The organism is Persicobacter diffluens, from assembly GCF_036244895.1.
Taxonomy (GTDB): domain Bacteria; phylum Bacteroidota; class Bacteroidia; order Cytophagales; family Cyclobacteriaceae; genus Persicobacter; species Persicobacter diffluens.
Window position 1 is genome coordinate 2,927,665 of the sequence record NZ_BQKE01000001.1, and the last position, 24,631, is coordinate 2,952,295.

Consider the following 24,631-nt stretch of genomic DNA (forward strand, 5'->3'; position numbering starts at 1 on the left):
GGTGAACCCTTCTGGAATCAGGAAAAGCGGGGTCTGGAATAATCTCAGCCCGCTTTTACGCTTAAGCAAGATTATTCGTGCTTAAACCCTCCTTTAGCTGCCAGATTGAAAAAATGAAGGAGTAGTTTCCTATTTCGAATTTTTTCCAACAAAGCAGATGAATGAGGAGAAAACAAGCCTACCCAAATTCGGGCTATTTGAAAATTAGAAAAATCAATCAATGTGCATTGATAATAAACCCATTAGGATGTACTCATAAATCTATCGGTGAATATTTCGGGTTAATTCCTGAATGCTGCTTATTTCATTTGAATTTGGTAATGGTTGAGGGCTGAAGTATTTTAAGCTTAGAACGTGATTAAAACCTCAGATCCGAAATGCAAAAATCGTCATTTATCATCAGCAAAATGGATTGTCCTTCGGAAGAAAACTTGATTCGGATGAAACTCGCCGAAATTGAAGATATTCAACATTTGGATTTCGATATTCCTGAACGGAAGCTGACCGTCTTTCATCTAGGTGCACACTCTCGCATTGATGAGGCTATTGCCTCCTTAAAACTGGGGGAAAGCCGGATATCCACCGAAGCCACGGATCAGGAAGTATTTGATGAAAATACCCGGCAACGAAAATTACTATGGTCGGTGCTGATCATCAACTTTTCCTTTTTCGTGATCGAAATGGCCACCGGGTGGCTCTCCCAATCCATGGGGCTCGTGGCCGATAGCCTGGATATGCTGGCAGATGCTTTTGTTTATGGCATCAGCATTTTTGCTGTGGGGGGCACCCTCATTCGAAAGAAACAAATCGCTCGTCTGGCAGGGTATTTCCAGATCTTGTTGGCGGTGATCGGCTTTGGGGAAGTCATTCGCAGATTTATCAATATGGAGGCATTGCCAAATTTCTCGACGATGATGATCGTTTCAACTCTGGCCTTGCTGGCCAATGGCATCTGTCTTTATCTTTTGCAACAATCCAAAAGCAAAGGGGAAGCACATATGCAGGCGAGCATGATTTTCACCTCCAATGATGTCATTATCAATCTGGGAGTTATCCTCGCCGGTGCTTTAGTGCATGTGTTACAATCCAACAAGCCGGATTTGATTATCGGCAGTATTGTTTTTGTACTGGTCATTCAGGGGGCGATTCGGATTTTAAAACTGGGAAGATAATCCCATACCCAGCCTGCTAACTCTCGCTGACCTGTCGCCAATAGTCTGCTGGCCTTTTCCTTCCAGCACGCTCCACTGCGGAGTGCTGAAGCAGGTTGGTCTGAGCTTATTTTTGCAGCGTAAAAGCGCATCCACTCGCTAAAAATAGCTTAAAAAAACGGCTCCGCCTCCATCCCTTCGCCGGAACCCCCAACACGAGCCACATCCTGTGGAACTGCAAAATGCCGCGAAAAATCCACCGAATCCCCCCTTTTTCAAAATTATTCAGTATGCTTGGCCCCGCTCAAATAATGATCAGCAGCTTGCAGCGCAACGGGTAATTAACCTCCTTAAACCAACCTCCTTTATCCCTCATTTTCTCCCCCTGCAGATCCCGCATTGATTGTAATTTCAATCACTGATTTTTTTATTTATAGAAAATGATACGAAGAATTTCAATCAACCTGCTATTCCTGCTGTGCAGCCTGCCCTTATGGGCACAGCAGACTATTGACGTTTATTCCTCCGAAATTCCCTGGAGTGAAGAAGAAGTCACCACTGATCCGGACAAAATTTACAGCATTAATGAAGCCATCGCAATGGCCGATGCCGGAGACCTCATCCTAGTGCATGAAGGAATTTACCGGGAAAAAATTACCGTGAACAAAAATAATATTGAAATAAGAAACCATGAGGACGACTATGTACTCGTAAGTGGAAATGAATTGGTTTCCGGCTGGACCAAAGCGAATAATATGGCTGCCGGAATTATGGAAGCTGATATTTCACAATACCCCATCGAAACGGATTTCACCCAGCTTTTTGCGGAAGGTCGGGCGCAAATGATGGCCCGCCACCCCAACAACACTACGGGTGATATGATGGAACCGCTGGACCTTAACAGCGGATATGCCTTGTTGTCCAATGTTTATAAAGATGCCGGCGCCAATGCGAATGGCTATGCGACGCTGGAAGGCACCACCCTCCAAAAAGTAGATTTGACCGGAGGAATATTCCGTGGGCTGACCGGTAAAATGCGGAATTATGTTTATGGCAACATCACGGCCTCCTCCGGAAATTCGGTTACCTTCAAAGCGATCAATAAAGGCGTTTGGAAAAATGAGGGCGCGATCAAAAACACCCAGCATAAATTCAGCTGGGGATTTGTGATGCATAAAAATCTAATTGACAGCCCGGGAGAATGGTTTGCCGAAGACGGTAAACTCTGGTATATGCCGGAAGCAGATACAGACCTGGAAAATGCCCGTATTGAAATTCAGGTGCGCGAGCGTGTATTAGTGCTGAATAATACCACCGGCGTAAGGATCCGTGGCATTCATTTTATCGGGGGAAATGTGGACATGCAAAAAACGACGGACGCCGTAATTGAAGGTTGCAGCATGCGTTATCTTTACCCCTTCTGGACACCGATCAATTACGGACAGAATGAAACCGAGAAGAAAGGCATTTATCTGTCTAACAGCTCCAATAATCTTTTCAAAGACACCTATATCGCCCATAGCTGGGGAAATATGGTGGCCATGAAAGACGGACAGCATAACCGCTTTGAAAACTGTGTGATCAAAGACTTTGGCTGGATCGGGGTGTTCACCTCCGCCATTTACAATGTCCGCAGTGATAACGCCAGCGTAAAGGAATGTACCTTTGGGGATGGTGGCCGTTTCCATATTCGCGTCAGTGGCGGAGATGCTAAAATGGACATCCTGGATTCCGACTTTTACGGAGCCATGAAAATGGGGGAAGATGCCGGCCCGATCGAAGCCACCAGTACCGGAAGTATTGGTGCTTTGGATATGAAAGGAAGCGAGATTGCTTACAACAAAGTAAGGGATACCCATGGACTACCCGTATCAGATGGTGGTTATAACAAGCAAAAAATTGTGGCTTTCTATATGGAGGACACCGAGAATTATACCGCCCACCATAACCTGATTTACAATATCCGGGCAAATAATTATAAAGGAGGGCAGCCCAATCAGGAATACGGAGAATTTTTATACCTCGGCCCTCGTTACAATGCCATGAGAAAACCTGTCCACTATTATAACAATACAGTATGGGATGTAGATGCCGGCATCAGTATCTGGAATATCGAAATTGATAATTGGAAAGCATTGGGCATAGCCCCCGAAGACTCCACCGGCATGATGACCGAGGGGCATTTTGCCAATAATATCTTCATGCAGGGAGCTGACTATAAGTTAAGTTATGTCCGCCAAAAACTCACGCCCACGGGTGGAAACCTGGGGTATGTGCCTTTAAATCCAAGTCCGAGCTTTGGCACCCTCGATTTTGATGCTTTTACCAGTTACTGTTCCGATTATGGCTATCAGTTCAATCCGGAAGCCAACCATTCCTTTGAATTGGAGGAGGCCTCCGTTCATTTCACCGATGCCTCAAAAGGTAATTTTTCTTTATTGCCTGCTTCTCCGGCCAAAGGGCAGGGCGTGGTACTGGAAGGAATTACCAGTAGTGAGCAGCCGGACTGCGGCGCATTTGAAGGGGGGAACAGGGTGATGAATGCCGGAGCAAAAATATCCACCCCGGATTTTAAAGAGGTAAAACCAAAGCCTGAAGAACCAGATGTTAAACCACCTCTAACTGTTTCACCGAAAATTAGTGAATTAACCATTTATCCAAACCCGGCAAACAACACCTTATATTTCGATAATTATCCAAATGAGCCGAAGGAAATCATTATCTATTCTCTATCGGGAAAAAAAATAATACAAGAAACAATTACTGAGAATAAAATAAGTGTTCAAAAGCTTCCGGTTGGCGTCTATTTGATCAAAATCATCAAAGGCTCAGAAGTTTCAGTTAGCCGTTTTGTCAAACAATAGGCTATACTGAAACAGCCCTCCTTGGCTGTAGTCTTCGCAGGGCATTAGCCGCAAATTCGGTAGTGAAGACTATGGTCCCGGATGAGGGGGGCAATTGGTTTTTCCAATAATTGTTCAACCGCCCCTGGTCGTAGTGTTACAGCGAGCCGTGCGAGCATCACTCATACCTTTGTAATTAATGGAAGGGGCCAAAAATAATGCAATTTTATTATATTAAGTAATGATCATCAAAAAGGAGGAAGGGGCTAGCGCATCAAAGGATGTGATTCGTTGCAATCCAGTGTCGTAGGAACTCCTCTTTTTGACCAAACTTTAGAGTTAGAACAGTACCTAAGGGAGTCGCTTTAATTGCTTCTACCCAGCGTCAAATATGAGACAAAACGAAGAAGGATGGGGATCAAAAAAATGTTAATAAAACCGCAGGAACCATGAAAATCAAGTACGTTGTAGGCATCGACATTAGTAAAGATAAGTTTGATGTTGCTTTTGTTTTGAGTCAATTGGACAAAACACCAAAGGTCATTGCTTCCCGTAAGTTCGACAATAGTAAAAAAGGGCATTTGGAGTTTAAAGATTGGTGTCTGAAGAAACAGAAGGAGGATCTTCCCGTGGAGTTTGTGATGGAAGCCACTGGCGTTTACCATGAAAAATTGGCTTGGTTTCTTTCGGATAATGAGGTGCCGGTGAGCATTGTTTTACCCAATCGTGCAAAGGCCTATATGAAAAGCCTGGGGATTAAAACAAAGAATGATAAGGTGGATGCCAAAGGTTTAGCATTCATGGGAGCTTGTCAGTCGTTGGCTAAATGGAAGCCTATTAGCAAGGCTTTTTACACCTTGAGGGAGCTAACCCGCTTTTTGGAAGACCTTCAAAAAGATCGTACATCGATGGTAAGCAGACTAAAAGGGCTTAAACACAAAGCAATTGTGTCTGAAAAGGTGATGGAGGGTCTGAAGGCAGTAATTGAAGGGCTTGATGAGCAGATTAGAATATGTGAACAAGAAATAGCCTTAGCGGTAGCAAAGGATCCGGAGTTGAAGAAAAGAATCGGACATATGATGTCAATCAAAGGGGTTGGTTTGCTTACAGCTGTTACGGTGGCGGCTGAAACTAATGGCTTCGCACTAATAGAAAATGAAAGACAATTGGTCAGTTATGCTGGATATGATGTGCGCCAGAATCAGTCAGGAAGTAGAGAGGGTAAAACATCAATTACCAAGAAGGGAAATGCGCACATTCGACGAATAATGTTTATGGCGGCCTTCAATATGGTAACTTACGAGCAGGGGCAATTCAAGCCTTTTTATGAAAGGATCCATAATAGGACAAAACAAAGCATGAAGGGTTATGTGGCTGTGCAGTCCAAATTGTTAAGAATTATGTATGCCCTCTGGAAAAATGAAACAGATTTTGACAATAATTATGGGCTAAGAGACAAATCTAATCAATCAAAAAATCAGCTTAAAACAGTGGTAGCTGCCTAAAATTAGACAGCTACGCGAGGTAGGCAAAGCCTCCTCTTTAGGCTTGCAATATATTAAAATATTTCAATCAATAAAATTGCTTTTTATGACAGTACCTACGACCAATCACTGAATTTTTTAATCCCACCACTGTTGCTTAAGAGTAGACGTTTCAAAAGTTGGTGGGGGTAGCAAGATGCTAAGACCTGTTTAGTGTAACATCAGGATCCGCGGACTCGGTCGTAGTCGCCGCTTGAATTCCCGCACTAATCCGGTGAATTCAGTGCGCGAAGACTACAACCAGTGTCTGTCTTGCCCAACTCAAAAAGGTCCCAGGTCGTAATGTTACACAGCGAGCCGTGCAAGCATCACTAAGACCAATCCTTAAATTTTTTAATCCCACCACTGGGCTTAAAGGTAGTCGTTTCAAAATTTGGAGTCGTAGCACCATGCTACGACCAGTATTAGACGTTATGCAGAAACGAAAAAATTCTATAAAGGAGTCTCTAGCCAAGGAACTACGTTCCTCAAAATTTTAATCTCTACATCTTCCAAAAAAGAGGGCGCTCCCCACCTCCGCATTACACCATTCTATATTTAACTACTAGAATTTTCCTGTCCTTATTATTTTTTCGGATTTACCACCCCTTTTCAAATCACTCTATGGCGGTTACTGCACTTGAAAAGTCTTAACTTTCATCTATTAAATACTTATTCCATAGCTATAGTTGATCTAAAAATTCACCTTAAGCTGAATCATTTTTTCATTTTAGAGAAACCACATGAAAGCAATTTTCCTCAAAATAAGCATAATGCTCTGTTGCTTACCCCTCAGCCTGCAGGCGCAGGTACAGTTGGAGAGCGCAATGAAAGACGCTGCTTCGGCACCGATATATGATGATATTCCCGTCGCACCAAATGGTTTCGTGTTCGAAAAGCCGGTGACGAACAATGAAATTAAATATCAATCGAAAGAAAAATTCAAACGCACCATTTATGTGGATGCAGAAAAAGGGAAAGACAAAAACAACGGTCTTTCCGAAGGAAAAGCCATCAAGTCGTTAGCGAAGCTGGCTAAAATGAATCCCACTTTCGGAGATCAGATTCTTCTAAAAGGTAAGCAAACACACCAGGGAACCATCGAATTGATCAACCTGAACAAGGCAGGTAAAAGCAAGAAAAAAATCCATATCGGTAGTTACGGTTCCGGAAAAGCCACTATCGATTTCAAAGGCTATCCGGCCGGAATTTGGGTTCAAAATACCTCCAACGTCATCATCACCGACCTGAAAATGACCGGAGATGGTGGACCGGACAAAAACACCCTGATGATCCGCAAGAATGAAAAGAACGGGCAACAACGCTATGCTATCCGCATTCAGTCTGATAACACCCACCCGAATAGCCTGATGGAAAACTTCCTGATCTATAATGTGGATATTTTTGATGTCTTCTTGTTGAATGATGCCGAGCAGTCGCGTGCTTGTCGTCAGTGGAACATGAATGATAACGCTGGCTGGGGCTGGGGAATCTTCGGTCAGGTATTGAAAAAAGGACAGGGCATAAGCAATGTTGCCGTGCAGCACGTCACGGTGAGCAATGTCAGCCAAATGGGTCTTCGCTTCAAGGGAGCCGGTAAAATCGACGGTTCTGCCCCACGAAATGTGAGTGATGTGCGCATTGAGCACTGTACGGTTTACCAGTCTGGCGGACCGGGCATGCAATTCAACCGATGCAATGACAGTCACTTGAAATACAGCCGAATCACGGAATCCGGCAACCGCAATGACAAAAGAAAGTGGGGTCGTGGCAGTGGCATGTGGACCTGGGGATTGCAGAACTTCCTTTTCGAATATAATACTTTCGAAGGCGCACAGGGAATTGCCGATTGTTGCGGAGCACATATCGATTTCAACTGCAAAAACGTGGTGATCCAGAAATGTCTGAGCCGTTATAATGCCGGTGGATTCATTGAGGTATTGGGTTTAAACTATAACTGTTCCTACCGATACAATGTCAGCATTAACGATGGCTGGAGAAACCTGAAGGACCCCGCGCAGAAGTTCTGGGGCAAGGTAGGTACGCCGGGTTGTATTGTCACTGTAAACGGTCATAATCACGATAAGCAGTATAAAGGTCCTTATCAAACTTATATCTACAATAACACTATAATCAATACCATAGAAGGAAATAAGCCATATCAGAATCCAAATGTATTCAATATCTCCACTTCCAATGAAGGATTGGTGATGATGAATAATATTTTATGGATGGAAGAGAAGGCGAATAATGGTTGGTCTATGCACCGTTGGAAAGATGGGGCCGCTTACGATGCCGCTTTTGACTTTAAGGTTTCCGATGGTCCTCGTAAAAATGGAAAAATAAGTAAAGGAATGGGACAGTCCTATCCTGCGACCGTGCGTCGGATGAATGAGGCCGAACTGGCCAAAATGGAGCTGATCATGCGTGGTAACCTTTACCGCCTGTACAATGAAAACGGCACTGATAAGTATAGTAAAGTATCTAATGCACTGGCAGAGGGCTATTGGGATGAAAATGCCCACGGTGGGTCTCCGGAATTCGTAAACGAAAATGGATCTGAAGCAGCGGACTTTGTTCCACAAAACAAAGTGCTAATCTCCTCAGGAGAAGCGATTCCAAAGCTGAAATCCGACAAAACCTCCTATGGCATTTATTTCGACGGACTGGAAATGAAGACTGACTTCTTCGGTAACCCGATCAAAGGCAATATCATCGGAGCGATTGTTCCGAATGCTAAAATCAGAGACTGGACGAAAGTCTATGAGCAAAATGACCAGGTAGACGATAAAAAAATGTCGAAATAATATCTAAATATTAACGAACACCTTTTTCATAGTCATATAAATCAGAAAGCCCTTACGGAATGATAGGGGCTTTTCTTTTGTATGACTGGCCGTCGCGGGATAAATGCATTGACATTACCATTGCATTATCAGTGATCAATATCCACTACTTATCAACTAAATATATGATTTAAACGCAATTTACTTTTTAATTATCAACCCCACTCCGCATCAGGTTTATAATTTACTGGAAACAGCACCTTATTTGTATCCGTATATTTTGAGTTCAAATTCATCTGTATCATATTCAAACCTGCCTAACAACTCCATAACTTTTTCAATCTCTCCTATCGGTTGTGATATTATCCTGGAGTTAAGTATTTCATCTCTATTCTTTCTTTCAAATTCAGGTTTTCCCGGAATAGAAATCCATTCAATCTCCTTGTAATCAAATGGTCCACTTCCAAAATCACCGAATCCATTTTCATCAAATGAATCAATATCAAAACGGTCAAACCTGAAACTGATTGCAGACTCTGAAATGAGGAACTTAATCTGAGCAACACTAAAAAAGAGTTCTTCCTTTTTAAGTTGATTAAATAACTTCAACCATTTTGCATTACTCATATAACTGGTTCGTATTGCAATCTCTTTGTCCAATTTTTGTCAATAAATTCCTAACCGATCTAATTCCAAGTCCGACTTTTTTATCACTAGAGAATTCTTAACCGGCTTGTGGTTTGATAAATGGAAATGTTCGAAATCTTTATCGAACAACACCAACACTCTATCTTTGTCTGCAAGATTATCATCAATAACGACACCACTTTGACCTATTAATTTCCAATAATCATCCAATTCTTCAATTTCCTGTGTCGGGTTATGGGTTCCCTGAAATGTTTTCAGTCTTATAGGTGTGTTTTTTCTAATTTTCATTTGCCTTGTAACTTTCCCTATTGTTGACTACTCCTACCTGATTTTTCCGGAATAATTCTTTGCAATATAATTTACTATTGAGCTAACCACTCCTCCCGCTTCAGATTGTACCAATGATGCGGTTCGCTATCATACTCAAAAGTATCGACAAATTGAAGCCCGGCTTTTTGCAGCACGTGATTGGAGACTTCATGCCGAATATCTGCCGCCCCACCAATGGCCTCATATCCTAAAGTCTCAAATCCATAATCGACGGACATCCGGGCGGTGAGCGTAGCTATGCCTCTGCCCCAGAATTTGGGGCGCAGGCGGTATCCCAAATCATAATAAGGTTGGCCCGGACGTAAAACGTCTTCATACTTCAGGCCCGTCCAGCCGACAAATTCCTGACTGGCTTTTTCTATAATGGCCCAGCGGCCAACGCCAAATTGTTCATACTGCCCCATGATATAGGCCACGACCTTCTCCGCTTCGGCCATGCTTTTTATTGGATTATTACCAAGGAATTTATGTACTTCCGGATCGGAATCCAGCAGGAAAATACCTTCAGCATCGGCAGGCTGAAGCAGTCGAATTTCATATAAAGGCGTTTCGAAGATGGTACTCATTTTACAAAAAGAATTAAAAGCCAAAAAAGCCTCCCGGAGAGGGAAGCCTTTTGTGAATATACCATTTTTCCCGAAGAAAAACAGCTTTGAAAAATCAGTACTTGTTTAGTATAAATATTTATCTTTCAGAGCAGCGATATCCTCCTCCGAAACCTCCAGGGCTTCCGCCATAAACTGGTCCACGCTACCATACTCCACTGCCATTTGATCAAAAGCTGCCGCGAGGCAATCTCTTCTCACGCCCATCATGCTGCGCATCAAATCCTGAGAAACACCTGTAAATGCAAATCGCTTTATCAATTCTTCATTCTTCCCATGACGATAGTGATTGGACATTTCGTACTCATCCAAAATGGTTTCCATATCCACACCCAAAGCATAAAGCGTAAGCGCGGAGCAAAGTCCGGTGCGGTCTTTTCCGGCAGTACAGTGGAAGACCAATGGTTCCTCGGTATTCTTTAATATCTGAAAATATTCCTTATAGCGATAGGCCCACTCCCTGACAAACAAACGGTTCATATCTGCCAGCATTTGAAAACCGTCTTCAGCGGTTAATGAATTATCTTTCAACATCGCTTTAAATTCGTCCATATTCCCAGGATCGATCCAAAGGTTATACTCGGTGGCGCCCAATTTAGCAGGAAAAGCATCCGGACTTTCCTCGCGCTCTTGCGAACCTCGGAAGTCCACCTTGGTGGCAATATTCAAAGAGGAAAGCTTTTGCCAGCCCTTCTTGTCCACATTCTTTAACTCACCGCAACGATAGATTGCCCCCCATTTCACCTGGCGACCATCCTTGGTTTTTATGCCCCCAATATCACGAAAATTGGGCTCTCCACTTACTGCCAAATTACGCTCGGAAACCCACAGGGAATCATTGCCGGATACTGCTAAAAAAACAGCCCTTTTTTCTGCTGGGTATGCATAATCCTTTTGGTCCTTTAATGCCCCAATAGGCTTACCCTCCAGGAACAATTGCCAGTCTTTCTTTCCAAAATTCTCAAAACGATAGGCACCATCTGCTGTTCTGCTCACATAAACCTCTTCAAAAAGTGTTCGTTCCGGAGTCTGCTCTTCAGTATACCCTCCACAAGCCATCATCGTCAAGGCAGTGATTGCCAATAAAATCTTTTTCATTATAAATTAAACCAGGGATAAAAATTCAGGTTATAGCACCTGCGCATCAACGCAGAACGAAAAGGCAGGTGAGGTGCCGGACGGAAGCATGCTCCATCCGGAGTGACCATTAAATATGGTAGGATTAGAATAAATTGAATCTCATACCGAGCTGACCACGAATACCGTAATACTCCACTTTCTCAGGACGATCGGACACCCCATGGAAATACACCAAAGGAGAGTTGGTCAAGTTATTCAGCTCTGCATAAATCTTCACGCGATCGCTCACCGAATAGGCGGCGGAGAAGTCCAGCATAAAGTTTTTATCATACCACTGGTAATGCGCCGCTCCGGCTTCCAGGCGATATTCTGAAATAAAGGCACCCTTATAGTTGGCGGCCATACGCAACATCAAGCCATTGCGCTCATAATAAAGAGAGGCATTGTAAATGTGTTTGGGTTGGTTTTTCAATGGCTCATACACCATGGTACCATCTGCCAATGGCATCTCCAGCTCCGAAGCCGTATAGGTATAATTCATATCAATGCCAAAGCCGCTGGCCCAGCCCGGAAGGAAGGTCAGGCGCTTGGAAAAGGCCAGCTCCAGACCGGCCAACCAGCCGCCGTTGGAGTTCTCCGGGCGATGGAAAGTGGTCAGGGTACCATCGACCATTTCCTGAGATGCATTGGTATAAATCACATCATCCAATTGCTTGAAGAAAACACCTGCCGACATCAGCCCAATATCCTGAAAGAAATGCTCCACCATCAGATCAAAATTATGGGCATAAGTAGGACGCAAATTCATATTTCCACCAGAGACCATCGGCAAGCCATTCTGCCCCATATTCGTGGCGGTGGAAGGATTCAGCTGTGAGAAGTTCGGACGGGCAAAGGTGCGGGTGTAGGCGGCTCGAAGATTCGTTTGCTCATTGGCGGCATATTTCAAATGGCCCATCGGTAACAAAGAATGATAGGTATTTTTCGGGCTTACCGCCGTCAGTTGTCCTTCTTCATCCATATCGTAGCCATCCATCTGAACGGCTGTGTGCTCATAGCGCATGCCTCCAACAAAGTCTAACTTGGAATTGATATGCCATTCTCCCATCATATAACCTGCCGTCACCTGCTCGCGGGCAATCGTATTGGAAAGTAATAAATTATCCGTATTCGTCAGATCCATAAATGCTGCCTGACCTTCAGGGCTATTGACCCAGTTGGCCGTTTGATCAAGCTCTCCCATCGTCATATGTGGCAACAAAACATCGCCATATGGAGAACCCATTTCTCTGAGGTAACTATTGCGTTGCGGCAGAGCCTCCGTCTCAAATCCGGACAGCGGATACACCGGCATACCTGGGATTCCCAATCCTGCCATGGAAAGGTAAAGCGCCTGACCGGTGGTCATCTCATGCTCCTTGACTCTGTACTTACCGCCAAATTTAATCTTGAAGTTCTCCGTTAATTGATTCTGTAAATTCATTTGGAAAACCTGATCTGCCTCGCGCCCTTCAACGCCCATCAGGATCAGCATATTCAAATTCATCAATTTAGGATCCAGCGCCACTTCATTATGCGGTAAAATACTTCCGGCACGGTCACCCACACCATTCGGAGAATCCATCGCCAAGTATTTGAAACCATCATTGGAACGCCCACCATAGCTCACATCATTCTGACGGAAATAAGTAAAAGGCAATCCGTAATCCATATACTCATTATCCAAAGGCGTCCCCATCAATGAACCTGTTTCGTAGTAGGAACCTTTCCAGTCCAGCTTCCAGCCCTTGCCCAATTGGTGCTCTCCTTCAACCTCCCCACCAAACAAATCCGTATAGGCATCATTGCGACGGGTCAGCATCTCTGCATAGTCCCGGTCAAAATGGAAAGTATACTGACGCGTTTTATAGTCCTCTGCCATTCGGTTAAAGGTTCCGCGAGCATACAAATGATGATCTTCATTGATTTCATAATCCGTTGCCAAATAGGCGCCCGTAGTGGCGCGCTGCCCGCGATACTGACGCAATTCCATATTACTGATCGAGTAAGTCGGTGCTTCCTCCACCATATAATTGTAGTTGATATTCTGGTTATCCTGTGTTACCCCGCGGCTCCAGGAGGAGGCCGAGGCAATCAAACCCAGCTTACCATCCAAATAACGATCCTGATAAACCGCCGAAAAGTTATAGCCCGGCTGTTGTCCTTTTTCATTATAACCTGCGCCCAAACTGATGTCCAGACTCTTTTCCGCCGCCATTCTTCTGGTTTGCAAATTAATGCTTCCGCCAATGGCATCGCCCTCCATATCTGGCGTCAAAGCTTTGGTCACGGAAGCAAATTCAATCAATTCCGAAGGAAACACATCCAGACCTGTAGAACGGGTACCTCCACTGTAAGTAGAGCCGGCCGGCAACCTGCTACCATTAATCAACATCGCATTCCATTCCATCGGCGTTCCCCTTACAATGGCCATTTGCCCTTCACCACGATAACGGGTAATGGAAACACCAGGCACACGTTGTACCGCCTCTGCCGCATTTCTGTCCGGTAGCTTCCCGACCGCATCTGCCGCCAAAACGTTACCGATCGCCAACCCTTTCTTTTGCATACTCAAAGCACGCATTTGAGAAGGCAAATAATTACTCTGTACAATGACGCCCTCCAGTTCCATGGAAGCTTCATCCATTCTGATTGCTCCAAGGTTCACCCGATCGCCTGCCGGTATGGTGACTTGCTTTTTCAGCTCCTCATAACCGATAAAGCTGAAGATAATCACCTGCTCGCCGGCAGGAACATTACTAAAATAGAATTTACCCGAAGGATCGGTAATCGTACCCATGGCGGCACCCTCCAAACGAATACTTACTCCAGGCAATGCCCCTGTGGCATCCTGTACATTTCCAATTACCGCTCCTTTATCTTGAGCAAAGGCAAAATTACTCCCCAGTAGGAAAGTCATTAGTAAAGTTAAAGAGTAGAAATACTGCTTCGATTTCATCTTATTTGGTTTTAAATGATGCCCGAAATAAGGATCATCATTTAAAAAAATCGTCCATTTTAATTATCACCCTCAAAAAAGGTGAAGCCCAATCAACAAACACCTCTTAGCTACTAACAATCAAATAATTACATCGTATTACGAAAGCGTTAACAAATCATTTTGACAATGTACTTTTACCTTTTCCGGCAAAATGTAACCCAAAATTTTACTTAATTTCTTGCTGCCATCCGGTAATGACTCGGGGTATGTCCGGTCATTTTTTTGAAATAAGCATTGAAAGTCGCCTTAGTATTGAAGCCACAATCAAAAGCCAAATGCAGCAGCTTTCTCCCGGGGTTTTCTTCTATCAGACGCATGGCCTCCCGGACACGATATCCATTGACAAACTGATAAAAGTTTTTACCCAAATGCAGGTTCAGAGATTCTGATAAATGATGCTTGGGGATGCCGGTTTTTTCAGATAAATCAGACAAGGAAAGCTCCTGATTTAAGAACATCTTTTGTTGGGTCATTAAGCCCTCCAGCTGCCGGGCATATTGCTGTGCCTGTTGAGGAGTCAGAGCTGAGCGTTCATATTTTTCCGACTTTTGCACGGGCACTTCCTTTTCGGGCATGGATTCCTGTGCAGACTTCCATTCCTGCACCTGCTTCCGGACTTCCAGTTCATATCGCAAATACTGAACCGCCAGCATAATAAAGCTGCAATAAATCCCCCAACGCAACCAGAAATCGGGCAGAAGTTGTACCCAACCAACCAGCAAAAAGAATACAACCGTTGCAGAAATGGGAATAATGGATTTAAGCACCTGCACAGGATAAGTAGATTGGCGAAGCAAGTAAAAAAAGAGATAGGCAAAATAGCCAATTAAAGAAAGGAACATCAACAGGATGATATAAGACCTGTAAAATTCCATATAGATCATTTCATGGGTTGACAGCGTCATTCCACCTACAAAAAGGTAAATCACCCCGAATAATACCGCCGGAAAAAAATGTAGCCGGTGTAATCGTTTCCTGCCATATTGCATTTTCACAAAATCCAGAATCAAGGGGCCGTAAGCAAAGTTAAAGCAGGTGCCAAAGTATTGAAACATATACTTATCCTGCAGGACATACAGCAAAAAGCCCTTGATGGAAAAATGAAAGGAAAGAAAAATCAGCAAAATAATCATGGGGCTTTCCTTCAGCCGGACCGGTCCGCGGTCAAAAATCAAAAAAAGCGAAATGATAAACTGAACAATTCCGATGGTTAGTAAGGTCTGCATAGTCTTGGTTTTGAACCTCCAAATTAACCAATGAAGTTTACCTGCATTTTATGAGGATGTTGTCAAGTGAATAATGTCGCGAGCTCAGCTACTTCACTATCATTTTAAGCTACCAATTTTAAAAAACATCAATTCCGTGGATAATTTCATTAATTTGAGCCACCTAAATCACGCTACTTTCTGTTCATGAAAAATTTCGCGGCAGTCAGGCCACTACCTTTTGGGGTTTATTTACATGCACTGATTATCCCTGCCTTTTTGCTTGGGGCATTCATCAGTAACGAGCCTCAGTTTATTCCCCTGCTCCTGCTCCTCCCGCTGGCTTTTTATCGGCTTAAAAGAAACACAGGGGTTCGGGAGATCCCCTTTCAGGTGGAAAAAAGAGAATGGAAATGGTGATCAGACGCGCAAACCGGGAAATAATAGCCTCTCAGACTACAGAAAATGAAGGATGGATCAGACTGAGCACTCATGAGCGAATGCCTAGAACGTCAGAAGTATGTCGGGTAAAATTACTGGAGGAATCATTTTTGGTTCAGCCTTATACCGAAGAAAATAAAGCCTTCACAATTCTTTTCCGCCGCCCGGACTTAATTGAATCGAGCCTAATCCGTCACGCCCGCGATGTCGAAAATGGTATCCCTTTCGACAAACGGCTACCCAAAATTCGGGTGGAAAAAATCGCCAAAGTGAGGCGCAGATCCTTTGATCTCTTATTCCTTTCGGTCATTGCCTTCTTCCTGTTCATCATCATTTATGCCCTGACCAGTCATCCAGATAATCCTGATACTGTGTTAGGGGTTCTACTTTGCCTGATTGGCATTTTCATTATGATTTTAGTCAAATATCAGTTAATTAAAACAAGAGATTATTAGTAGCCCAACAATATCTTTTATCGAAAAAAAAAGTCCGGCGATCAAACCGGACTCCTGTGTATCATAGATATTATTATCACCTAACTTTTCTCCTGCTCATAAATATCAAATTCCGCCGATACCGATTTCATCAATTCCGCATCCGCAAAATCACTGTCTGACATTTTGGAAAGCTTTTCCAAATACTGATCAAAACGACCGTTCTTGAAAATCGTCAGCATCTTCCCGCCTTCCTTACAACTCGCAGCATGCCAAACATTCGGTGGAACCGTCAGGGTATCCCCGGGCTTTAGGTTAACCGTCTCCTCATCAAAAATCAAACCCACCTCCCCTTCCAGTATATAAAATACCTCCGTCATGATTTTATGGTGATGACGCCCCAGGTAAAAACCCGGCTTCAGCGTATCCTCCACAAAACACAATTCCCCATTGGTCTTCAGAGAAGATAATTTCACAAAACAATGGTCCTGCGCGTAATTATAATTTTCGCCTTCCCCTTTTCTGATAAGTTCCTTTTCCTTCATAAAGTGTTTTTGTAATGAGTAATGAACCGGCCCGCATATCTATTCAGTTTACGAACCTCATTACTAACTACCGCCCACCCCTTGAATTGTTACTGAACAAAAGTCAATCGATGGTCTTCCTCAAAATCGGCAATGCTGATCGGTGCTTTACTTTTCAGTAATTGTATCGCACGCTCATCCCGCTTGTACTTCACCCCAACCGTATAGTTTTCAAACTGATAGACAAAAACCGAACAGTCATACAATTCATACTTCATCTCCAATGGCTTTCCCCAGCGGCCCACATCCTGCACCACCTTGAAGGTTTTATAATAAGCCTCCTCTTCCGTCTCAAAGCGTGTCGATTCCAGATAATAAGCATGCCCGTTCAGCTCCAAATGCCGTTTACTGCTTAACTTCCCATATTTCATAAGGCCCCGCCTATCCCCATAAACCAGCACGAGGATCATAATCAAAACTAAAACTACAAACCACCACATACGCTATTATCTCTTGGTAATCTTCTAATTTGTATATACAAACATGACGCCAACTTGAGCTCCTACAAATGGTTATTTTGGGGCGCCTCACAAGTTCGGCCGGGCTGGCGCAGCTCGCTCTTTTTCCGAGCCGCTACGCTTTAAGGCTGGAAAAAGGAGCTCAGACAAACCTGCTTCATCCCTTCGCCAACGCGCTTCGATCATCCATTCTGCGAAACGCTCAAAACGAACAAATACCTATTACTCCAACTCCAACAAAGCCAGATAAGGATCCCCCTCCAAAGCCAGCAAATAAGCAAAGGCTGGCTCCGTCTTCATGCCCTCCGTTTTCAATCGTATCACTTCGGCTTTGAAGCACACTCCCCTTTCCTGTAAAATCCGATGTTCCACCAACATATGGCGAAAGGCATGTTGCTGAGCGGAGGGATATTGTTGTCCGAAGATTTCAACGGGAATGCCCTCCAGGGTAAAATTCGCAATCGTCGAAGTCCTGCCTTGGAACATTTTCATTTTCATTTCAAAGCCTTCCATCGTCCCGAAGGTCTCCTTCAAAAAAGAGGCAAAGTCCTCATGATCCCCGCACTCACAAATGATATCTAAATCACTACCGGGCAAATCAATTTCAATGGGAATTGTTCCAGCCAGTAAAGGCGTATAGGGTTTCAGCTTTTCAAAAACCTGAAAAGCCGTCAGGACATCATAAGCCTTTTGCTGTCGCGAATTCCCCATCTTCAAATAATCGATCTGCTTAAAGTCCATCCAACAAATATTTTCGACCTCACTAAACTACAAAAATATTTTCAACCTCTATTTCTCCCCCAAAATGAGCGATGCCATTTACATAAAAAAGCCCATCAGACACGTTCCATCTGATAGGCTTTCCATTTTAAAAAATTCCAACTATGCTATTTGGCTCTACTATTAAAAGCCTCCAAATCTCTCTTACATGGCCAGTCAATATCCTCATAAACCCCAATCTCCCGGCTCCCCGGATAACCTGTCGCCACTTCTTTCTGCCAGTCATCCCCGGCCTGAATCAACTCCTCCACCAAGTTCGCGTAGGCAGGATCATTTGCCAGGTTATGTTTTTCAAATGGATCTGTTTTCATATTGTACAGCTCCACTTGCTTATTGCGTAGACGCAACAATTTCATATCTCCCCGGCGAAAAGCCATTTTCTCCCGATGCATCCACACCATATCACGCGCTTCTGCAGGCTTATCCTCCGCCAAATTAGACCAAAAAGACTGCCCGTCGCTTTTCCACTTTTCCGGATAAGGCATATTTACCGCTTCGCATATGGTCGGGAACAGATCCTGTATAAACATGGGCGTATCATTGGTCAGTCCCGCCTGTAGCTTTCCTTTCCAATAGAAAATTGCCGGCACCCGGATCCCTCCTTCATACAGCAATTCCTTATGCCCACGGAACGGCCCGTTCACCCTGCCCTGCCTCATGCCAATGCGCTCCCCGCCATTATCCGAAGTAAAAATGATCAGGGTATTCTCTTCCAAATCATGCTTACGCAGCGTCTCCATCATTTGCCCCACTCCTTCATCCATGGCCTTTACCATTTGGGTATACCGGCGCATATAATCCGTGGAATCCATTTTCCCATCCGCCCGATAAGCATAGAAATCATCTGTTCGGAGCGCAGGATCATCCGGTCCCTGCATGGGTACATGTACTGCCGCATGCGGAATGTAAGCGAAGAAGGGTTGGTCCTTATTCTCCTCAATAAAATCAGCCACCGCATCATTCAATAAATGGGTCACATAACCCTCCCGGTCTACCGGCTGGTGATGCTCATACCAGTCCACTTCGCTTTCGGTATTGTGTTTGGAAATAAAATCTATATTACCATCCAAAAATCCGGTAAATTCATCAAATCCAGCGGACGAAGGCAAGTACTTTTCTCCGGACCCCAAATGCCATTTCCCGAAAATTCCGGTGGTATATCCGGCCGCCTTAAAGGCTTTTTGAATCAAAGGATTCTCTGCCGGATCCAGCCCCTTATCCCTTTCACAATAATAGTAAATGTGATCAAGTCCAACGCGCTGCTGGTACCTTCCGGTCAATAGGGCCACCCGGGTTGGCGTACAAACCGAACTGGCCGCATAGAACTGATTACACTTCACCCCATTTTCGGCTAATGCATCCAATTCCGGGCTTTCAATCCCCATTCCACCATAGCTACTTAAACCAGCCCAACCGAGGTCATCCGCCAGAATAACGATTACATTCGGGGGATTATCCACCCTCCCGGCACAGGAAGACAGCAACAAAGCTAAAATAAAAAAATGAAATAAACGCTTTAATAACAACATCGCTAATAGTCTAATTTTCAGTTAAAAACAAAATCGGAACTTACGAATAAATCATTCCACTTGGGTTAAAAATCAATAAAAAAATATTGATGTATACATTAATCCAATGATGCATACTCAAACCGGATTATTCAAGCTAAAATCCTCCATTAACCGCAAGGCGGGAAAGGGGAAGGAATAATTTCCTGTTTCGAGTGTTTTCCATGAAAGCAGACGAATCAGCAGAAAGCAAGCCCACTCATCACAACTCTATCAGAACAAAAACAGAAAGCCTACTTCCGGGCCTTCATGTGAACCGCTTCGAAGCCTAAAAAATATTAATTAAATTGCCCTGAAGAATGAAGATTTACCCATGGAGCAGCTCACCTTTATAGACTTAGAAATCAGCCCGCAGCAAAATAAAATCCTGGATATTGGCGCTATCAATACGGAAGGGCAACACTTTCACGAGGGCGCAATTGGGCCATTTTTTCATTTCCTGTCCAACTCCAAATTTATTGTGGGCCATAATATCCTCCGCCACGATTTCCCTTATCTTTCAGGAGCTTTGTCAGACTTCAATATTTATCAGTCAAAAATCATTGACACCTTATTGCTGTCTCCACTTCTATTTCCCAAAAGGCCTTACCATTCCCTTTTAAAAGATGATAAACTACAAACCGAGGAATTAAACAATCCCCTGAATGATGCAAAAAAGGCCCGGGATTTATTCTGGGAAGAAGTAAATGCTTTCCGACTCCTTCCAGCGGAACTGCAACAAATTTACTGTCAGCTACTGCAAGCACTGCCGGAATACGCTGCATTTTTTCAATACATTAAGCTGAAGTTCGAACCCTCCTCCCCGCTTATTCCATTAATCCGGGAATACTTCCGGGATTTGATCTGCGAAAACAGTACACTGGAATACCACATTCAGCACCACCCGCTGGAACTGGCCTTTTGCCTGGCGCTGATTCAAACTCGTAGCAGGCATTCCGTCAGTCCGCCCTGGGTGCTCAAAAATTATCCAAAAGTGGAGCAGATCATGCGACGCCTGCAAAGCACGCCCTGCCTTTCCGGTTGTACTTATTGCCATCAGCGGCTAGATATTCACCGCGGACTGAAGGAGTTCTTTGGCTACGATGAATACCGCACTTTTGATGGAGAAGCCTTGCAGGCCAAAGCCGTTCAGGCAGCTGTAAATCATCAGTCATTATTGGCCGTCTTCCCCACAGGAGGAGGGAAATCCATCACCTTTCAAGTTCCCGCCCTGATGGCCGGAGCTAATGAAAGGGCGCTTACCGTAGTCATCAGCCCACTGCAGTCTCTGATGAAAGATCAGGTCGATAATCTGGAAAAATCAGGCATCACCGTCGGGGTGACCATTAATGGACTGCTGGACCCTATCGAACGCGCCAAATCCATTGAGCGGGTAGCTGATGGCTCGGCCTGTCTGCTGTATATCTCCCCGGAATCCCTTCGCTCCAGGACGATCGAAAATCTTTTGCTGGGTAGAAATATCAGCCGGTTTGTCATTGATGAAGCCCACTGTTTCTCCTCCTGGGGGCAGGATTTTAGGGTAGACTATCTCTATATCGGTGATTTTATTCAAAAATTACAGCAGATCAAAAATCTGGAAGCGCCCATAGCTGTTTCCTGCTTTACCGCTACGGCCAGACAAAAAGTGATTGAAGATATCCAGCAATATTTTGAGGATAAACTGGGACTGGAGCTGGAACTCTTTACCGCCGGAACAGGAAGAAAGAATCTCCACTATCAGGTATTTGAAAAACCTGAAGAGGAGGAAAAATACCAGGCGGTGCGTGATCTTTTGGCCGAAAAAAAATGCCCCAGTATTATCTATGTTTCCCGCACGCGTCGCGCCTATGAATTGGCCGAGCGCCTGAGTCGGGATGGTTTTCCTGCTTTGGCTTACCATGGCAAGATGCCGGCAAAGGAGAAAACCAACCATCAAAATGCCTTTATTGCCGGGGAAATTCCCACCATCGTGGCTACTTCCGCTTTTGGTATGGGAGTGGACAAGAAGGACGTCGGCATGGTGATCCATTATGAAATTTCCGATTCCCTGGAAAACTATGTACAGGAAGCAGGCCGGGCCGGAAGGGATCAGTCCATGGAAGCGGACTGTTTTGTACTTTTCAATGAAGAAGACCTGGGCAAGCACTTTGTTTTGCTTAATCAAACCAAACTTTCCATACGGGAAATACAGCAGGTATGGAAGGCGATCAAAGACATTACCCGCTTCCGGGGAACGGTATCCAACTCTGCATTGGAAATTGCCCGAAAAGCAGGATGGGATGATAGCGTTATGGAAATCGAAACGCGTGTCACCACTGCCATTGCGGCATTGGAGGAAGCCGGATATTTACGCCGCGGCCAAAATATGCCGCGCGTATTTGCCAATAGTATTCGCAGTAAAAATGCCAATGAAGCCATTGAGAAGATTAATCAATCTGAAAAATTCAATCCCAGGCAAAAAGAAAAAGGAGCCCGGATCATTAAAAAACTCATTTCCAGCAGAAGTCGAAAGGAGGAAGAGGGGGCAGAATCCCGCATCGACTATATCAGTGACCACCTGGGCATTGTAAAGGAGGAAGTGATCAATATCATTAACCTGTTACGGGAAGAAGACATCCTGGCAGACGCCAAAGACCTGACCGCCTACGTCCCGGTAAAAAATGCACAACGGGGCCCAACAGCTCTCTTAAAGTCATTTAGTAAAATTGAACTATTCCTATCCAAACAGGTCAACCAGGAAGAACAAACCCTGCACCTTAAAAGCTTAAATGAAGAAGCTGAGCTTGCTGATATAAAAGAAATTTCCCCACAGCGGATCAAGACCATCCTTAATTTTTGGGCGATAAAAAACCGGGTTCAACAAAAGCGATTACCGACCTCGGCCAACCACATTGCCACCCTTAGTCTCTACCCGCCGAAAGAGCTAAAGCAGTGGATTGAAAAACGCCAGCAGCTGGCAGCCTTTATCCTGTCCACCCTTGTCAAAAAAAGCCTCCAACTGCCTGCCACTTCAGATCAGAGGGAAGTCCTGGTAGAATTTTCCGTGCAGGAGCTTCGGGATCAGTACGAATACAGTCAGCTTATTTTTGGTCAAAAAACCAGTATTGCAGAAGTGGAAGAAGCCCTGTTTTTTCTTAGTAAAATCAACTGCCTGCAAATTGAAGGCGGCTTTATGGTGGCCTACAATCGCCTGACCATTGAGCGGCTGGAAACGGACAACCTTAAACGATATACCAAAAACGACTACCAGAAGCTGCAACAGTTTTACGACACCAAGGTGCAGGCTGTGCACATTGTGGGGGAATACGCCCGAAAAATGATCGACAACTATCACGATGCGCTGCAGTTTGTCGAAGATTATTTCCAACTGGAATACCGCACATTTCTCAAAAAATATTTCCCCGGTAGCCGCCTGGATGAGCTTCAGCTGAAGATGACCCCAAAAAAATTCCGGGAACTATTTGGGGAACTCTCCCCCGCACAACTGGACATTATAAAGGACAACGAAAGCAAACACCTGGTAGTGCCTGCCGGGCCAGGCTCCGGAAAAACGCGCCTGTTGGTACACAAGCTGGCTTCGCTATTGCTGATGGAGGATGTCAAACATGAGCAATTATTAATGGTCACTTTCTCACGGGCTGCGGCTACTGAATTTAAAAAACGGCTGCTCAAGCTTATTGGCAATGCCGCCAGCTATATTGAAATCAAAACCTTTCACTCCTTTTGTTTTGACCTGTTGGGAAAAATGGGAGACCTGGAAAAATCGCAAAATATCATTCAACAAGCGGTAGAAAAAATTAATGACGGAGAGGTAGAACCCAGCCGCATGACTAAAAGTGTGCTTGTGATTGATGAGGCGCAGGACATGGATGAACAGGAATTTCAGCTGATTCAGGCACTGATGCGCCATAATGACGAAATGCGCGTCATTGCGGTAGGAGACGATGATCAGAATATCTACGAATTCCGTGGAGCAAGTGCCCAATACCTGGAGCAATTTATCCATGACAACAAAGCCATCCGTAAAACACTGCTGCGAAACTACCGCAGCAAAGCCAATCTGGTAGATTTCAGCAATCAATTTGCGCAGACCATCGGCCATCGGCTGAAGCAACAAGACATCGTCGCACATCAGACCGACTTCGGCGAAATCAAGCTCACCCGATACCAACATCACCACCTTTTCCAACCGGTGACCGAAGCCCTCATCAATGGAGATATTCAGGGCAGCACCTGTCTGCTTTGCATCAGCAATAAGGAAGCCCTTCAGCTCACTGGCCTACTACGTACTGCCGGCCTGAGCGCCAGTCTTATTCAGACTAATGAACATTTTAACCTCAAGCACCTGGTAGAGATTGAAGCTTTCCTCCAACTTCTCAAAACCCATCCCGGCCAACACCTCATCGCGAATGAGCAATGGGAACAGGCCAAAACAAGCCTAAAACACCGCTTTTCAAAAAGTGACAAGCTTGGACTGTGCCTCAACATATTGAAAGACTTCGAGGCCACCAATCCCAAAACCAAATACCTGTCCGATCTGGACGTTTTCCTGAAGGAGTCTCGTCTGGAAGATTTTTATAGCAGCAAGGGTAGTAATATTTATGTCTCCACCATCCATAAAGCCAAGGGAAAGGAATTCGACAATGTCTTCCTGATGCTGGACCATTTCGTCCCTAAAACCGATGCCGACAAACGCATGCTTTATGTCGGGCTAACACGCGCAAAAAAACGACTGGAAATCCACTACCATGGGGATTATTTTGAATCCATTCAAACGGCCAACTTGCAAAAACATTTTGACCGCCAGCAATACCCGCTCCCTAAAAAGCTCATCAAGCAGCTCAACCACAGGGAAATTTGGATCAGCTTCGCCGCAAATTGCCAGCCGGCCATCAACAGGCTGCAAGCCGGTGATACTTTATTACTTCACCCTCAGGGTTGCCATAGCCCACAGCAGGATACGGTAGTACGCTTCTCCAAAAGCTTTCTGCAGTTTCTTCAAGAACTCCAAAGCAAAGGCTACAAGCCACATCGTGCGAAAGTAAATTTCATCATCTTCCAGATAGAAGATAACCGCAGGTATAAAGTTGTACTACCCGAAATTACCTTCAAAAAAATTATGCCTGTAGCAGCATCCATTCCGGTCACCTAAAGCCCAAAAAGCATACGGAGGCTC

The 24,631-nt window shown here is 44.5% G+C and carries 17 protein-coding genes; 7 read left to right on the plus strand and 10 right to left on the minus strand.

The window, feature by feature from the left end; genetic code table 11:
* Positions 1–377: 377 nt before the first annotated feature.
* The 4 genes from AAA970_RS11840 (at position 378) to AAA970_RS11855 (ending at position 8,324) form a co-directional block, all read left to right on the plus strand.
* Positions 378–1,172, plus strand: coding sequence for a cation efflux transmembrane domain-containing protein (locus AAA970_RS11840; protein WP_338237275.1), 795 nt, complete (start codon positions 378–380; stop codon positions 1,170–1,172).
* 419 nt (positions 1,173–1,591) lie between these two features.
* A complete protein-coding gene (locus AAA970_RS11845) occupies positions 1,592–4,015 on the plus strand; it encodes a T9SS type A sorting domain-containing protein (protein WP_338237276.1) in 2,424 nt (807 codons plus the stop codon).
* A gap of 428 nt (positions 4,016–4,443) precedes the next feature.
* Complete coding sequence (locus tag AAA970_RS11850) at positions 4,444–5,499, plus strand: IS110 family RNA-guided transposase (protein ID WP_338237047.1); 1,056 nt, start codon at positions 4,444–4,446, stop codon at positions 5,497–5,499.
* Between the two features lie 761 nt (positions 5,500–6,260).
* Positions 6,261–8,324, plus strand: a complete 2,064-nt coding sequence (locus AAA970_RS11855) for a right-handed parallel beta-helix repeat-containing protein (protein ID WP_338237277.1) — start codon at positions 6,261–6,263, stop codon at positions 8,322–8,324.
* A 240-nt stretch (positions 8,325–8,564) separates the two neighbouring features.
* Here the strand turns inward: AAA970_RS11855 and AAA970_RS11860 are convergent, their stop codons facing one another.
* The 6 genes from AAA970_RS11860 to AAA970_RS11885 all read right to left on the minus strand — a co-directional run bounded on the left by AAA970_RS11860 (position 8,565) and on the right by AAA970_RS11885 (position 15,232).
* The gene (locus tag AAA970_RS11860; RefSeq protein WP_338237278.1) at positions 8,565–8,930 is read right to left on the minus strand and encodes a DUF6678 family protein; all 366 of its coding nucleotides are present in this window, start codon (positions 8,928–8,930) and stop codon (positions 8,565–8,567) included.
* 39 nt (positions 8,931–8,969) lie between these two features.
* Positions 8,970–9,239 (minus strand): hypothetical protein, encoded by a 270-nt coding sequence (locus tag AAA970_RS11865; protein ID WP_338237279.1) that lies wholly within the window; start codon positions 9,237–9,239, stop codon positions 8,970–8,972.
* Positions 9,240–9,313: 74 nt separating this feature from the next.
* Positions 9,314–9,847: a GNAT family N-acetyltransferase gene (locus AAA970_RS11870; protein ID WP_338237280.1), complete on the minus strand. Its 534-nt coding sequence runs from the start codon at positions 9,845–9,847 to the stop codon at positions 9,314–9,316.
* Between the two features lie 105 nt (positions 9,848–9,952).
* Positions 9,953–10,984: a tyrosine-protein phosphatase gene (locus AAA970_RS11875; RefSeq protein WP_338237282.1), complete on the minus strand. Its 1,032-nt coding sequence runs from the start codon at positions 10,982–10,984 to the stop codon at positions 9,953–9,955.
* Between the two features lie 124 nt (positions 10,985–11,108).
* Positions 11,109–13,964 (minus strand): TonB-dependent receptor, encoded by a 2,856-nt coding sequence (locus tag AAA970_RS11880; RefSeq protein WP_338237283.1) that lies wholly within the window; start codon positions 13,962–13,964, stop codon positions 11,109–11,111.
* A gap of 212 nt (positions 13,965–14,176) precedes the next feature.
* On the minus strand, positions 14,177–15,232 hold the full coding sequence (locus tag AAA970_RS11885; protein ID WP_338237285.1) for an AraC family transcriptional regulator: 1,056 nt from the start codon (positions 15,230–15,232) through the stop codon (positions 14,177–14,179).
* A 186-nt stretch (positions 15,233–15,418) separates the two neighbouring features.
* Here AAA970_RS11885 and AAA970_RS11890 point away from each other — a divergent pair, with 186 nt between their 5' ends.
* Both AAA970_RS11890 and AAA970_RS11895 read left to right on the plus strand, forming a co-directional pair.
* Positions 15,419–15,631 (plus strand): hypothetical protein, encoded by a 213-nt coding sequence (locus AAA970_RS11890; protein ID WP_338237286.1) that lies wholly within the window; start codon positions 15,419–15,421, stop codon positions 15,629–15,631.
* Positions 15,625–16,107, plus strand: coding sequence for a hypothetical protein (locus AAA970_RS11895; RefSeq protein WP_338237287.1), 483 nt, complete (start codon positions 15,625–15,627; stop codon positions 16,105–16,107). Before AAA970_RS11890 ends, AAA970_RS11895 begins: the two co-directional genes overlap by 7 nt.
* 80 nt (positions 16,108–16,187) lie before the next feature.
* Here the strand turns inward: AAA970_RS11895 and AAA970_RS11900 are convergent, their stop codons facing one another.
* The 4 genes from AAA970_RS11900 to AAA970_RS11915 all read right to left on the minus strand — a co-directional run bounded on the left by AAA970_RS11900 (position 16,188) and on the right by AAA970_RS11915 (position 19,437).
* Positions 16,188–16,631, minus strand: coding sequence for a cupin domain-containing protein (locus AAA970_RS11900; RefSeq protein WP_338237288.1), 444 nt, complete (start codon positions 16,629–16,631; stop codon positions 16,188–16,190).
* Between the two features lie 89 nt (positions 16,632–16,720).
* A complete protein-coding gene (locus tag AAA970_RS11905) occupies positions 16,721–17,110 on the minus strand; it encodes a hypothetical protein (RefSeq protein WP_338237289.1) in 390 nt (129 codons plus the stop codon).
* A 240-nt stretch (positions 17,111–17,350) separates the two neighbouring features.
* Positions 17,351–17,869, minus strand: coding sequence for a DUF4269 domain-containing protein (locus AAA970_RS11910; protein ID WP_338237290.1), 519 nt, complete (start codon positions 17,867–17,869; stop codon positions 17,351–17,353).
* 146 nt (positions 17,870–18,015) lie between these two features.
* Entirely contained in the window at positions 18,016–19,437 is a 1,422-nt protein-coding gene (locus AAA970_RS11915) for a sulfatase-like hydrolase/transferase (protein WP_338237291.1), read from the minus strand.
* Positions 19,438–19,789: 352 nt separating this feature from the next.
* Between AAA970_RS11915 and AAA970_RS11920 the strand changes: the two genes are divergently transcribed.
* A complete protein-coding gene (locus AAA970_RS11920; RefSeq protein ID WP_338237292.1) occupies positions 19,790–24,607 on the plus strand; it encodes a RecQ family ATP-dependent DNA helicase in 4,818 nt (1,605 codons plus the stop codon).
* Positions 24,608–24,631 lie beyond the last annotated feature (24 nt).